The following is a 13,168-nucleotide window of genomic DNA, read 5'->3' on the forward strand; positions in this document are numbered from 1 at the left end:
GTGCGACTCGAGCCCGAGACCAGGCGCTGGCTCGCCCAGCCCGCGCTGCAGCCGCTGTGGCAGCGGGCCCGCGAGCGCCTGGAGCGCAACGGCCTCGCCGCCACCGGCCGGCTGGAGCTCCGCGACCTGGACGACGCCCAGCGGCTGGCGCTGTCGCGGCTGCTGGGCAAGCCCGTGCTCGGGCCCCGCCTGCGGATCGACCTGGCCGAGCTGGACGGCAGGCTGCGTGCCACCGCCGTCGGGGCCGGGCTCCTCGAGGTGCTCACCGACCTCGACGGGAGGCTCACGGACCGTCCGGCGCAGCGGGGCGCCGTCGCCGCGGCCCGGCAGCGCCTGTACGGCGACGGCGCTCGCGCGCTCTCCGCGGCGGGACTGGACGCGCTCCCGTGGGCGGCCGCATGGCTCGAGGGCGTCCGCCGCGCCGGGACCCTCGGCAGGTACCCCCATGAGGTCGCCGCCCGCCTGCTCGCGCAGGCCGTCGAGACGCTCGCCGGGCTCCTCGTCGAGCCCCGCTCCGCTCCGGTCGGCCGCGGGGAGCTGGCGTTCCAGGTCACCGGCTCGGCGCACGGCCTCGACGACGACACCGTGCTCGCCCGCATGGTGCTGCGCGCCCTGGCGCTCGCCGACGGCCAGGACCTCCCGCCGCGAGTCCCGGCGGAGCGGCGCCGGGAGCTGTGGCGTAGCGCCGGCGTGCTCACTGACACCGTGTCGACCACCGTCCTCACCCTCGGCCTCGCGCCGCTCGGCGACGGCTGGCGCGAGGCGTGGCTGCGCGGCCGGGCCGCCGCCGGCGAGGAGCTGCACCTCACCCTCCGCGACCTGGACCGCATCTGCTGGCGGGTGGCAGCGGGCACGCTGGTGAGCGTGTGCGAGAACCCCCGCGTGCTCGAGGCCGCCGTGGACGCCGGCGCCCGCGCGCCGCTGGTCTGCACGGCTGGCAGCGCCGCCTCGGTAACGACCTCGCTGCTGCGGCAGCTCGTGGAAGGTGGCGCCCGGCTCCGCTACCACGGCGACTTCGACTGGCCCGGGATCGAGCTCGCCAACCGCATGCGGGAGGTCGTCCCCACGACGCCCTGGCGGATGCTCGCCGGCGACTACGAGCAGGCCGTGCTGCACGCCCGGCAGCGCGGCGCGGTGCTGCAACCGCTCTCCGGCCAGCTCGTCCAGGCCCGCTGGGACGCCGAGCTGTCGCCGGCGATGGCGTCGCTGGGCGTGACCGTCCACGAGGAGTCGTGTCTGGAGCTGCTGATCGAGGACCTCTCGTGGTGACGTGACGGGTGGGCTCCGGTATGTGACGGGGTAGGCTAGGGTCCCGAACCCGGACCCAGATCTCGAGGGGACCATTGGAAGCCTCCCTGGAACAGCAACACCAGCTGCTCGAGCTGCAGACCCACGACTCGGCGGTCGACCGCCTCACCCACCGGCGCGAGCACCTGCCCGAGCACGCCCAGCTCACCGAGCTGGCCACCGCCCTGGCCGCGATCGACCAGCTCACCGCCGAGCGCCAGGGGACGCTGGTCACCGTGAGGCGCGAGCACGACCGGCTCGAGGCCGAGATCGACATGCTCACCCGCAAGGCGGTCAGCGAGGAGGACCGGGCCGCCTCGGGCCGGGTCACCAGCCCCAAGGAGCTCACCGCGATCCAGGAGGAGGTCGCCGCGTTGCGGCGCCGGCAGTCGAGCCTGGAGGACGACCTGCTCGAGCGGATGGAGACCCGCGAGACCCTGGAAGGGGAGCTGGCCGAGCTGGCCAGCCGGCGCGAGGCGGTGGTCGGCGAGCAGACCAAGGTAACCGAGGCCCGCGACGCCGCCCTGGCCGAGATCGACCGCGAGCTGGAGGTCGAGAGGAGCGCCCGCGAGGCGCTCGCACCGACCGTGGACGAGCGCCTCCTCGCCCTGTACGACCAGATCCGGCGCAGGCAGGGCGGGGTCGGGGCGGCCGCCCTGGTCGGCAACACCTGCCAGGGCTGCCGGGTGACGATCTCCCCGGTGGAGCTGAACACGATCCGCAAGCTGCCCGTCGAGGAGATCAAGCGATGCGAGAACTGCCGCCGGGTCCTGGTGGTCGGATGAGCGCGCCCGTGGCTCCGCGGGCGTGGGCGGTGCGCCGATGACGCCTGCCGCCCGCGGCCGCGGGGACGAGGACGAGGTCGTGGTATGGACCGACGGCGGGGCCAGGGGCAACCCGGGGCCGGCCGGCATCGGCGCGGTGGTCACCCGCCCTGACGGCACCGTGCTCGCCGAGGTGGCCGAGGGCATTGGCTGGGCCACCAACAACGTCGCCGAGTACCGGGCCGTCATCGCCGGGCTGGAGCGGGCCCGGGCCCTGGGCGCCCACCGGGTCCGCGTGCGGGCCGACTCGCTGCTGCTGGTCCAGCAGCTCCGCGGCCTGTGGAAGGTGAAGAACGCCGGCCTGCAGCCCCTCTGGGCCGAGGCCAGGCGCCTGGCCCGCGGCTTCGAGCGGGTGACCTTCGAGCACGTGCCGCGGGAGCGCAACCGGGCCGCCGACGCCCTGGCCAACAAGGCGATGGACGCCCAGGGCCGGGTGCGCGGCCCGGTCCAGGGCCGCCTCGGCTAGAGCGTATCCTGCGGCGGCCCGTCGTCCAGCTCGAGCTTGCCCCAGGAGGCGTCCGTCCCCGCGGGCCCGGCGTCGGGTGGGCCGGGCGGGCGCGACCCGGGGCGGTAGGCGACGCCGTCGACGACCTCGACCCGGCGGACCCGCACCCGGGTCCGCGGCCGGCCCGGGCCGCCCATCCGGCGCAGCCGCCACGCGGCGACCCTGGGCGCCACGCGGCGGACCGCCGCCCGGACGGGCGGGAGCAGCAGCAGGACACCGACCACGTCGGTGAGGAACCCGGGGGTGAGCAGCAGGGCCCCGGCGAGCAGGATCATCGCGCCGTCGGCCACCTCCGCGGTGGGCATGCGCCCCTCGGCCAGTGCGAGCTGCAGGCGCCGCCACGCCGACAGCCCCTCCCGCCGAGCCAGCCAGGCGCCCAGCAGGCTGAACGTCACCAGCAGGACGAACGTGGGCAGGAAGCCGATGCTCCGGCCCGCGGTGATGATCACGGCCAGCTCGGCGATGGGGACGAGGATGAAGGCAAGGACGAGGACAGGGACCACGGTCGACCTCGGTTCGGCTGGGCTGCTCCGTCCAGTATGCCTCCGCCGGGGCGGTTCAGGGACGAGCTGGCATACTGGTAGGGCAGGGGGAGCCGGCCGGGCGGCCGCGGTCCCGGGGCAACCCGGGGTCGAGGAAAGTCCGGCCTCCGCAGGGCAGGGTGCTGGCTAACGGCCAGTCGGGGTGACCCGCAGGAAAGTGCCACAGAGAGCAGACCGCCGCCTCGCCGCTCGCGGCGAGCGTGGCGCCAGGCCCGAGCAGGGCCCGGGCGCCCGCGGCAAGGGTGAAACGGTGCGGTAAGAGCGCACCAGCGGCCGGGTGACCGGCCGGCTTGGCAAACCCCACCCGGAGCAAGGCCAAGTTGGGGACGTACCGGCCCGCGAGGAGCGGGCCGTGGAGACCGGCCCGGTCGAGTCCCCTGGTGGGCCGCACGAGACCGGCGGCAACGCCGGTCCCAGATGGATGGCCGCCTCCCCCCGGACGCCCGGGGGGACAGAAGCCGGCTTACAGGCCGGCTCCCCCTGCACACCGCCGCTGACCCGGCGCCAAGTCCCTCGAGCAGCTCCACGACATCAAGGAGGTCACCGGGGCCCAGTACGAGGGTCTGGTGGTCTGGTTCAACAGCCTGGTCACCTCCGCGGGCGGCCAGATCCTGAGCGACGACGGCACGTCCGTCTCGCTGGGTCCACCCGCGCTCAAGGCCCTCGAGGTCATGAAGGCCTTCGCCACCTCGCCGGCGGCCGACCCGTCGCTGGCCAACACCCAGGAGGACCAGGCCCGCCTGGCAGTCGAGGGCGGCAGCGCCGCCGCCGCCGAGATCAACTGGCCGTTCGTGTACGCCTCGATGGCCGCCAACAAGCCGGACATGCTGAGGAACTTCAAGTGGGCGCCGTTCCCGGGCATCGACGGCCCCGGGACCTCCCCGCTGGGCGGCGCCAACTTCGCCGTCAGCCGCTATTCGCTCCATCCCGACGAGGCCTATCAGGCGGCGCTGTGCCTGCGGGACCCGCAGAGCCAGTCGACCGCCGCCGTCAAGGACGGCCTGCCGCCGACGATCGAGTCGGTCTACGCGCAGCCCGACATGGCGAAGGCGTACCCGAGAGGAGGGCCAACTACAGGGCGTCGAGGCGGTCGTCGACAAGGACCTCACCGCGTCGGTGCTGGGGGAGTCGCTGGACGCCCACGCGCTGCTCATCCTCACCGACGTCCCCCACGTATTCCGCAACTACGGCACACCGCAGGCCGAACCGATCCTTCGGGCCACCCCCGCCGCACTGCGCCGGGAGCGGTTCCCCGAAGGCTCCATGGGGCCCAAGGTCGAGGCGGCCTGCCGGTTCGTCGAGATCACCGGTAGCATGGCGGCCATCGGCTGCCTGGACGACGCGCAGGCCATTCTCGAGGGAAAAGCGGGAACCATCATCACTCCCGCTGGTGACTACGAAGGCCCGCGCGACCTCCGGCCCCGACACTCGCCCCTCGGCGGTTCGGCCCCAGTTGGCCAGCTAGACGACAGGAGCAGCCGATGAGCGTGCGGCCTGCCGTGCGGCGGCGCCGGCCACCGCGAGCGGGGGGTCGACCTCCAGCGGCAGGCCTTCGTGGACCCCCTCGTGCCGCAGCAGCCAGCGCTTGACGTCCAGGCCGTAGAAATAGTCGCCGAGCGTGCCGTCGGTGCGGATCACCCGGTGGCAGGGGACGATCAGCACCACCTGGTTGCGGGCACAGGCGAAGCCCGCCGCCCTTGCCGTGCCCGGGTCGCCCACGCGCCCGGCCAGCTGCCGGTAGCTGACCGTGGACCCCGCCGGGACCTCCCGCATGGCCTTCCAGGCCGCCTGGAAGTACGGGTTGCCCGCCTGCCGCACGGAAAGGTCGTCCAGGGCCTCCACCTCGCCGTCGAAGTAGGCGCGCACCGCCCTGGTGGCCTGGCCGAGGTCGTGGACCTGCCGCAGCTCCGCGCGGCGGCCGGCCGCGTCCAGGCGCGGGCGGATCTCCTCCGCACGTTGGGTGAAGGACGCCGCCCGCACGGCGCCGTCCTCCACCACCAGGGTGAGCGGGCCGAGCGGGGTGGTGATGGTGCTGGTGTCAAGGATCACGCTGGCAGCTCCGCTGGTGGGGTGGCCGGTTCAGGGTGTGGCGCCGGCGTCTGCGCCCGGCCGCCGGCGCCGCCGGCGGCGCCGGCCCACAGGTGCAGTACGGCGTAGGCGCGCCAGGGCCGCCAGCGCTCGGCGCGGGCCAGGACGCCGGCCGGGTCGGTGGGCAGCCCGCGGGCCTGCAGCGCGCGCCGCAGGCCCAGGTCGGTCACGGGGAGCGCGTCCGGGTCGCCGAGCGCGCGCATGGCGATGTAGGCAACCGTCCACGGTCCCAGGCCGGGAAGCGCCAGCAGCGCCCGGACGGTGCGCTCCCGGTCGGCGCCGCGGTCCAGCTCGACCTCGCCGGCGGTCACCGCCCGGGCGAGCGCGCGCAGCGCCGCCGCTCCGCCCTTGGTGAGCGGCAGGCCGCGGAGGTCGGCACCGGCAAGCGTCTCGGCGGTGGGGAAGCGGTGGGTGAGGCCGCCGTCCGGCGCCGGCAGCGGCTCGCCGAGGGCGGCGACCAGGCGCCCAGCAAAGCTGGTGGCGGCGGTCACCGAGACTCGCTGGCCGAGGATGGCCCGCACGGCCAGCTCGAAGCCGTCCACCGCCCCGGGGACGCGAAGGCCGGGCCGGGCGGCGACCAGCGGCGCGAGCTCCGGGTCGGCGCCGAGGACCTCAGCCACGGCGGCGGGGTCGGCGTCGAGGTCCAGGAGCTGGCGGCAGCGCCGCACCGCCACGCTCAAGTCGCGCAGGTCGTCCAGGCGCAGCCGGAGCTGCACATGGTCGGTGCCCGGCAGTGGGCGCAGGTCGGCCACGGCCGTGGAGCAGGGCAGCGTGAGCACCCGCCGCAACCGGCCGCCGGCCACCTCCTCGATGCCCCGCAGTGCCCGCCTGCCGAAGTAGTCGAGGAGCTCGATGGCGGCCAACGGCGGCCGGTAGGCGAGCCGCAGGGTCAACAGGCCGTCGCGGTCGGTCGAGGGCGCGGCCCGCCGGTAGTAGCGGTCGAGGTCCCGTCGCATGTGCCGATTGTGCCGGCCACCCGTGACAGCCCACGTCCGTTCGAGCGGCCGAGGGGAGCGTGCTCCCCCCGACCTCGCAGGGATTCGTGCTAGCGCACCGGCTGCGGCTGGCGCTCCGGCTCGGCCAGGGCTGGGGCTGGGGCGGCGCCCTCGATGCGGAGCTGCGGCAGCCATCCAAGCCAGCTCGGCAGGTACCAGTTGCGCCTGCCGAGCAGGCGCATGGCCGCGGGGACCAGCACCGAGCGCACCAGCGTGGCGTCGATCAGCACCGCCACCGCCAAGCCGAAGCCGGTCTGCTGGAGCATGGTCAGCCGGCCGGCCGCGAACCCGGCGAACACCGCCACCATGATCACCGCGGCGCCGGTGATGATCCCGCCGGTGGTGCGCAGGCCGAACGCGACCGCGTCGCGGTTGTCGCCGCTGTGGCCGTAGCGTTCCTGGATGCGGCTGAGCAGGAACACCTGGTAGTCCATTGACAGCCCGAACAGCACCGAGAACAGAAACAGCGGCAGCCACGACTCGATGGTGTCGACCCGCTCGAAGCCGAACAGGCCCACGCCGGTGCCGTGCTGGAACACCAGCACCAGCAGCCCGTAGGCGGCGCCGGCCGACAGGAGATTGAGCGCCACCCCGAGCAGCGGCAGCACCACCGAGCGGAACACCACCAGCAGCAGCAGGAACGACAGGGCGAGCACCAACGCGATCGCGAACGGCGTGTACCAGTGGGTCAGGTCGAAGAAGTCGATCCCGCCCGCGGTCTCCCCACCGACCAGGACGCGCGCGTCGACGCCGTCGAAGGCGGCCGGGACCGTCACCGTGCGCAGGTGGCGGACGGCGGCGGTGGCGGTCTCGCCGCTGGGGTCGCCGTTGACCGGGACCGAGACCAGCGCGAGGTCGCCTTGCTGGTTGGTCTGGACGCTGCTGGGGCCGTAGGCGCGGTCGGTCTTGAGCGCGGCTTGCAGCTTGGCGATGGCCGCGGTGACCGCCGGGGAGCGGACGTCGCCATCCACGACGATCTGGGCCGGGGAGGTCAGGCCGCCGGAGAAGTCCCGCGACAGCACGGTGAACGCCTGCTTGGACTGGATGTTGTCGGGGAAGGTGCTGATCCCAGAAAACCCGGTCCGGATGCCAACCAGCGGTACCGCCGCGACCGCGAGGATCCCGCCGGCCACAAGCAGGCTCGCCACCGGCCGGGCCATGACCCGGCGGGCCACCCCGGCCCAGAAGCCGCGGGTCCGATCGACGTCAGCCTGGCGGCGGCGGAACAGCACCGGGACGCGCAGCGCGTTCACCCGGTCGCCCATGACGGCCAGCAGCGCCGGCAGCAAGGTGAGCGAGGCCGCCACCGCGACCAGCACCACGGCGATGGCGCCGGCGGCGATGCTCCGGAAGATCGTGGTCGGGTTCAGCAGCAACCCGGCAAGGGCCAGCACCACGGTCATCCCGGAGAAGAACACCGCCCGGTTGGCCGTCCCGCCGGCCGCGGCGATGGCGGCGAGCTTGTCGCGGCCGCGGGCGCGCTCCTCGCGGTAGCGCGACACGGTGAACAGCGAGTAGTCGATGCCGACCGCCAGGCCGATCATCGTGATCATGTTGGTGACGAAGAACGACAGGTCGAAGGCCAGGCCCAGCAGCGACACCAGCCCCAGCGCGACCACGATGGCCATGACCGCCAGCACGATCGGCAGCACCGCGGCGGCGACCGCCCCGAACACCACGATCAGGATGGCCAAGGCGGCGACGATCCCGATGGTCTCGCCCTTGCGGAGGTCCTGCTCGGCGATGGTGTTGGCGTCCTTGGCCGCGGTCGCCTCGCCGGCGACCAGCACCTGGAAGCCGTCGGGATGCTGGGCGTGCAGCGTCCGGTCAAGCAGCTTGTCGATGTTGGCGTCGGCGTCGTCCAGCGACCCGGCCATGGTCACCGGTATCAGGGTGGCGTGCCTGTCGTCCGACACGAACCGGCCACCGGCCTGGTAGGGGTCGGTGGCCTGTTGGACGACCGCCGGCTTGAGCGCGTCGATGGCACCCTTGAGCCGCTGCACATACGCCTTGAACTCGGGGTCGGTCACGGTCTTGGACTCCGAGCGGACGATCACGACCTCGTTGGAGCGGCGCGGCCCGGTCAGCCGCCGCTCCAGCAGCGTCCGGGCCTGCTTGGAGTCGGGGTTGTTGGTGAACTCGGCCTGGGTGGTCAGCGCGCCGCTCAGATACCGCGAGGTCAGCAACCCCCCGACCAGAAACAGCACCACCCACAGCCCGATCACGGTGAACCGGCGCCTGGCGCTCCAGCGCGCCACACTCTGCGGAGACAGCCTCATGTCCTCCCTCTCCTCCCTCTCAGCCTTTTCACGTTTCTGCCTCTCCGTCGCCAACCGGTCAGATGCCCAATGTAGTACCGACCGGTCGGTACGTTCCGAGGTCGTGATACTCCCGGTTCCTGATGCTGGTCGTCCTCCTTATCCCCGCTGCCCAGCGGCAGGCTTCAGCACCTCGAGCAGCAGGCCGAGGCAGCGGGTCATGCGCGCACGGAACTCCGCGCGGAAGTCATCGTGGCTGGCGGTCATCACGCACTGCTGCTCGGCCCCGAGGAAGGTGGCAACCAGCACCTCGGCCGTCTGGCGCGCATCGACGTCGGCGCGGATATCGCCCTGGAGCTGGGCGCGGGCGACCAGGCCGGCGGCGGTGTCGATCCACGCGTCGCAGTAGCCGGCGATCTGCGGGGCGAGCTCCGGGTCCTCACACAGCTCGGCGCAGAGCCGCTGCAGGCTCGTCGCCTGGCCCTGCTCCTGCTCCTTGAGGTCAGAGGCCACCCGGGCCATCGCCCGCAGCTGGTCGACCGCGCGGTCGTGGCTCGCCGACGCCTGCACCACCCGTGCGGCCCACTCCGCCTGCCGAGCGCGCACGACCTCGACCGCGAGCGCCTCCTTGGACGGGAAGTGGTGGTAGAAGGCACCCTTGGTGATCCCGGCAGCGCGGATCAGGTCGCTGAGGGACGTGCCGGCGTAGCCGTGGGCGAGGAACGCCTCGGTGGCCACGGCCAGAATGTGCTGGCGGGTGGCCGAGCCCCGCTCGGTGGCGCGCACCGTGCGGACAGCCGCGTCCTCGTGGGTCTTGATCGCAGTCATGGCGCCACAGCATACCGACCGACCGGTCGGTGCGTCAACGGCCAGATCTCCGCTCGAGCGGCCGGAAACGCCGATGCGATACGGCTGTCCGAGGGGTGGGGCGGGCCGGGCCGCCGCCACGACGCTCTCGTCCAACCCTTCCGGATTGTCGTCGGTCTTCACCAGCATCGGCATCATCGGTGCGAGCAACACCGCGCGCTCGAGCGGCCGGTGCCGTATCGCGAGACGTACCGGACGACGTCGCCGCAGCCGGACAGCTGGACGCTGGTGTCCCGATCGACCCCACCGACAAGGAGCTGGCCTGGTTCGACGGGCTCAACCGCCGCTACCCCTTCCCGCTGGCCTGGCCGGGGCGCAGCTGGCTCGACGGGCAGATGGCCGCCCACCCCGCCATCGTGCGCTACTACCTTGAGGGCGGCGACAGCCGTGTCGTGCGTGTCCTGCGCGGGCAGGCCGAGGAGGTTGCGCAGGCTGGCCATGGCCCCGGGGGCGTTGCCGGTACGGGGACCTGGGAGGCGTCCTCGGCGAAGCTGATGTCGCGGATGGGGTACCTCACCGAGGGGCGCACCGCCGGCCAGGCCCGCGAGCTGGACTTCTCGCCCTGGGGCGGCGCCTACAACCGGGTGCCCGCCGACGCCACCGCCTTCGTCCACCGCGACCCGCTCTACTCGCTGAAGCACGCGGTCGTGGTCGACCCTGCCGCGTCGACGGCTGCCAAGCAGGCCGCCCACCGCTGGGCGACCCGGTCCTGGGCGTCGGTGCACCGGTGGGGGACCGGGGGGGGGTGTTCCCGAACTTCCCCGACCCCGACCTCGACAACTGGGCCGACGCCTACTACGGCAGCAACCACGACCGTCTGTTGCGCGTCAAGGCACGCTACGACCCAGGCAACGTCTTCCGCCTCCACCAATCGCTGCCGGTACGCTAACCGCAGCGCGAGCCAGCCAATGGTCCCCACCCTCGACGAGTTGTGCATCGAGCTCATCACCCCAAGACGCCCGGAGGCGTGAGGAGGGAGTTTCTGTGCGGATCACCGTGGTCGGCGCCGCCGACCTGCCAGAGCTGCTGCCGCTGCTGCGCGCCTACTGCGACTTCTACCGGGTCGCGCCCAGCGACCGGGCCCTGCTGGAGCTGTCGCAGGCGCTGCTCGCCGACCCGCAGCGCGAGGGCCTGCAGCTCCTGGCCCGCGACGACGCCGGCAGAGCCGTCGGCTTCGCCACCCTGTACTGGACCTGGCAGACGCTGGCCGCCGCCCGCGTCGGGGTGATGAATGACCTGTTCGTGGCCGCCGAGGCGCGGGGCACCGGGGTGGCCGACGGGCTCATCGCCGCCTGCCTGGAACGCTGCCGCGGGCACGGCGCGACCCGGCTCGTCTGGCAGACGGCCCGCGACAACGCCCGCTCGCAGGCCGTCTACGAGCGGATCGGGGCGACCCGCGAGGACCGCTGGCTGGACTACCAGCTGCCGGTCGATCCTGCCTGACCCCGGCCGGGCGCAGGGCCGGCCCGTCGCGGGTGCGGGTGCGGGCGTTGGCGTCGGGTGGCGGTCACGCCCTCGCCGACGGCTACCCGACCATCCCGGCGGGCTCGCCGGCCCACCCGGGCTGGATGGGCATCGCGTCGACGTGCCTGGCCGCGCGCCTGCGCCTGCGTGGCCAGGCAAGGAGGAACCGCCCGCGACCGACGCTGGCAGGATCGTGGTAGGGCGGCGGTTGCGCGGTGTTGCCCTTTGCGTTAGCGGTCCCAGGTGGGACCGGCAACGCATGGGCACAGCCGCAGCCTGCAGGAACCGACCGTGGGCTGATCCTTGAAGGTGGGTTTGTGGTCGACGGACCGCGCTGGCGGGCCCTTGCGCAGCGCGTCGGGGCCCTGGGGTTCGCCGATCTCCCCGCCTACCTGGCCGCCCGCTATGCCCAGGACGGGTGCAGCCTGGCGGGGTTGGCCGCCGAGCTTGGTACCAGCACCCACACGGTGGCCGGCGCGATGGACGCCTGCGGGGTGGCCCGCGAGCCGGCACCCAGGGCGCGGGGCCGGGCCCGCCGGGCCGCCAGCGACCGGCGCCTGGCCGCCCGGGTCGCCGCGCTGGGGTTCGCCGACGTGGGTGCCTATCTGGCTGACCGGGACGTCGGCCGCGGCTGGTCGATCCCGCGGCTGGCGGGGGAGCTTGGGGTGGGGCGGCGGGTGGTCAGGCGGGTGCTGGCCGAGCAGCAGGTGCCCCGCACCCGGATCACGGCAGCCGGGTTGGCGGCGGTCGCGCGCCCGGGTGGCCGAGGCGGTGCGGCGCGAGGAGCGGCGGCGCGCACGGCTGGCCGCGCTCGGTTCGGGGAGCTGCGGGGGTAGCGGCGGGTGGGGCAGGGGTGGTCGGTGACGCGGATGGCCGCCGAGCTTGGGGCGGGCGCGGCTGGACGCGTTGGGGCGGTGGTGAGGTCGGGTCGTGGCCTGGCCGGCCGGGCGGGCAGGGGTGGTCCGGCTCGTCGGCCCGCAGGAGCCCTCAGCATTGGGCCAGGCAGGTGTCCTGATGGGGAGGTGTTGGGGAAGTGATGGGACGGATCGGTTCAGGGTTGCATGAGCTGTTGTTGACCCCGGCCATCGGCGTCCCAGCAGGGCTGCCCGGCTGAGGTCCGATCTCTTGGACGTGGTCGCCGACTGTGGCGGAGCAGCCGTTCGCAGACGACGGTTCCAGCTGGCACTGTTGCATTGAGGTGGAAGGCGTCCTCGCTGCCCGGCGAAGTGGAGGCTCATCTCTTCTCCAAGCCACTGAGAATGGCTTGAACCCGACGATCATGAACACGAACGGGGCCATTTGGGGCGGTCGAGTGGAGGGCGTCCGATCACCCGATCGCTCGATGCAACAGCGCAGCGCCCGGCCAGGTCACTGATGGCCCGTCCCGCTGTTCGTATTCTGGCAAATGCTGTCCGCCGTAGACTTCTTGCATGTTGACCTGCCCAGCGTGCAGGCAGGAGAACCCGCAGGGATTCAGGTTCTGCGGGGCCTGCGGCGCGACACTTGCCTCCGCCCCTCGGGCTGTCGCCGAGGAGCGCAAGATCGTGACTGTCCTGTTTTGCGATCTTGTCGGTTTCACGGCCCGCTCGGACCGGGCCGATCCCGAGGACGTTCGAGCGATGCTGCACCCCTATCATGTGCGGCTCCGTGCCGAGATCGAGCGGCTCGGGGGGACCCTGGACAAGTTCATCGGCGACGCGGTCATGGCCGTGTTCGGCAAGCCAGCCGCCCACGAGGACGACCCGGAGCGGGCGGTGCGCTGCGCGCTCCGCATGCTCGACGCCATCGCCGACCTGAACGAGGCGTACCCCGCCATGGGCCTGGCAGTGCGGATCGGGATCATGACCGGCGAGGCCATCGTCACCCTGGACCCACGCGCCCAGGAGAGTGAAGGGGTCGTCGGCGACGTGGTCAACACCGCCTCGCGGCTGCAGGGCGTCGCGCCGGAGGGCGGGGTCGTGGTCGGGGAACCGACCTGGCGAGCGACCAGGACGCTGTTTGAGTATGAGGAACTCGAGCCGGCCCGCGTCAAGGGCAAGGCCGAGCCCCTACCGGTCTGGCGGGCGGTCGCGCCCCACAGCCGCGTAGGGATGGATCTGGAGCGACAGCCGGCCACCCCATTCGTCGGCCGCGGCGACGAGCTTGACCTGCTGAAGCGGCTCTATCGCCAGGTGATCCGGCAGCACTCCGTGCAGCTCATCACCCTCGTCGGTGAGCCTGGGATGGGGAAGAGCCGGCTGGTCGCCGAGCTGGGCCGCGCCGTCGAGGCGGACCCCGGGCTGGTCGCCTGGCGCCAAGGCCGCTCCCTGCCCTATGGCGAGGGCGTCACCTTCTGGGC

General features: G+C 73.3%; 12 protein-coding genes, 1 other RNA gene and 2 pseudogenes. 10 read left to right on the forward strand and 5 right to left on the reverse strand.

What is annotated here, in order from left to right; translation table 11 throughout:
* The 3 genes from VG276_09605 (at position 1) to VG276_09615 (ending at position 2,577) form a co-directional block, all read left to right on the forward strand.
* Positions 1-1,269, forward strand: a complete 1,269-nt coding sequence (locus tag VG276_09605) for a TIGR02679 family protein (GenBank protein ID HEV8649642.1) — start codon at positions 1-3, stop codon at positions 1,267-1,269.
* 74 nt (positions 1,270-1,343) lie between these two features.
* Positions 1,344-2,072 carry a C4-type zinc ribbon domain-containing protein gene (locus VG276_09610; GenBank protein ID HEV8649643.1) on the forward strand — a complete coding sequence of 243 codons (729 nt, stop codon included), beginning with the start codon at positions 1,344-1,346 and terminating at the stop codon, positions 2,070-2,072.
* Between the two features lie 37 nt (positions 2,073-2,109).
* Positions 2,110-2,577, forward strand: a complete 468-nt coding sequence (locus tag VG276_09615; GenBank protein ID HEV8649644.1) for a ribonuclease HI family protein — start codon at positions 2,110-2,112, stop codon at positions 2,575-2,577.
* On the opposite strand, the gene VG276_09620 is transcribed toward VG276_09615, so the two are convergent.
* Positions 2,574-3,119, reverse strand: a complete 546-nt coding sequence (locus VG276_09620; GenBank protein HEV8649645.1) for an FxsA family protein — start codon at positions 3,117-3,119, stop codon at positions 2,574-2,576. The genes VG276_09615 and VG276_09620 overlap by 4 nt on opposite strands.
* Positions 3,120-3,207: 88 nt before the next feature.
* On the opposite strand from VG276_09620, the gene rnpB reads away from it, so the two are divergent.
* The 3 genes and pseudogenes from rnpB (at position 3,208) to VG276_09635 (ending at position 4,643) form a co-directional block, all read left to right on the forward strand.
* Positions 3,208-3,640: RNase P RNA component class A (rnpB, locus tag VG276_09625), an RNA gene on the forward strand.
* 84 nt (positions 3,641-3,724) lie between these two features.
* A pseudogene (locus tag VG276_09630) lies at positions 3,725-4,150 on the forward strand (extracellular solute-binding protein).
* A gap of 67 nt (positions 4,151-4,217) precedes the next feature.
* Positions 4,218-4,643: pseudogene (locus VG276_09635) on the forward strand (carbamate kinase).
* Here VG276_09635 and VG276_09640 read toward each other — a convergent pair.
* The 4 genes from VG276_09640 to VG276_09655 form a co-directional block, all read right to left on the reverse strand.
* Complete coding sequence (locus tag VG276_09640) at positions 4,620-5,207, reverse strand: methylated-DNA--[protein]-cysteine S-methyltransferase (GenBank protein HEV8649646.1); 588 nt, start codon at positions 5,205-5,207, stop codon at positions 4,620-4,622. The pseudogene VG276_09635 and the gene VG276_09640 sit on opposite strands and share 24 nt — an antisense overlap.
* Positions 5,204-6,202, reverse strand: a complete 999-nt coding sequence (locus tag VG276_09645) for an AlkA N-terminal domain-containing protein (protein HEV8649647.1) — start codon at positions 6,200-6,202, stop codon at positions 5,204-5,206. Before VG276_09645 ends, VG276_09640 begins: the two co-directional genes overlap by 4 nt.
* A gap of 89 nt (positions 6,203-6,291) precedes the next feature.
* Complete coding sequence (locus VG276_09650; GenBank protein ID HEV8649648.1) at positions 6,292-8,520, reverse strand: MMPL family transporter; 2,229 nt, start codon at positions 8,518-8,520, stop codon at positions 6,292-6,294.
* A gap of 138 nt (positions 8,521-8,658) precedes the next feature.
* Positions 8,659-9,327 (reverse strand): helix-turn-helix domain-containing protein, encoded by a 669-nt coding sequence (locus tag VG276_09655; GenBank protein ID HEV8649649.1) that lies wholly within the window; start codon positions 9,325-9,327, stop codon positions 8,659-8,661.
* Between the two features lie 784 nt (positions 9,328-10,111).
* Here VG276_09655 and VG276_09660 point away from each other — a divergent pair.
* The 4 genes from VG276_09660 to VG276_09675 all read left to right on the forward strand — a co-directional run.
* Positions 10,112-10,255: a BBE domain-containing protein gene (locus VG276_09660; GenBank protein HEV8649650.1), complete on the forward strand. Its 144-nt coding sequence runs from the start codon at positions 10,112-10,114 to the stop codon at positions 10,253-10,255.
* A gap of 95 nt (positions 10,256-10,350) precedes the next feature.
* Entirely contained in the window at positions 10,351-10,809 is a 459-nt protein-coding gene (locus VG276_09665; protein HEV8649651.1) for a GNAT family N-acetyltransferase, read from the forward strand.
* Between the two features lie 338 nt (positions 10,810-11,147).
* Entirely contained in the window at positions 11,148-11,666 is a 519-nt protein-coding gene (locus VG276_09670; protein HEV8649652.1) for a hypothetical protein, read from the forward strand.
* Positions 11,667-12,374: 708 nt separating this feature from the next.
* Positions 12,375-13,168: adenylate/guanylate cyclase domain-containing protein (locus VG276_09675; GenBank protein ID HEV8649653.1), on the forward strand; the 794-nt coding region annotated here is incomplete at its 3' end.

This window comes from Actinomycetes bacterium (assembly GCA_036000965.1).
Lineage (GTDB): Bacteria > Actinomycetota > CALGFH01 > CALGFH01 > CALGFH01 > DASYUT01.

What these genes read in the sequence shown, in the direction of transcription:
- VG276_09650 (HEV8649648.1), bottom strand. Translation starts at nt 8,520, where the DNA reads ATGAGGCTGTCTCCGCAGAGTGTGGCGCGCTGGAGCGCCAGGCGCCGG.
- VG276_09645 (HEV8649647.1), bottom strand. Translation starts at nt 6,202, where the DNA reads ATGCGACGGGACCTCGACCGCTACTACCGGCGGGCCGCGCCCTCGACC.
- VG276_09655 (HEV8649649.1), bottom strand. Translation starts at nt 9,327, where the DNA reads ATGACTGCGATCAAGACCCACGAGGACGCGGCTGTCCGCACGGTGCGC.
- VG276_09615 (HEV8649644.1), top strand. Translation starts at nt 2,110, where the DNA reads ATGACGCCTGCCGCCCGCGGCCGCGGGGACGAGGACGAGGTCGTGGTA.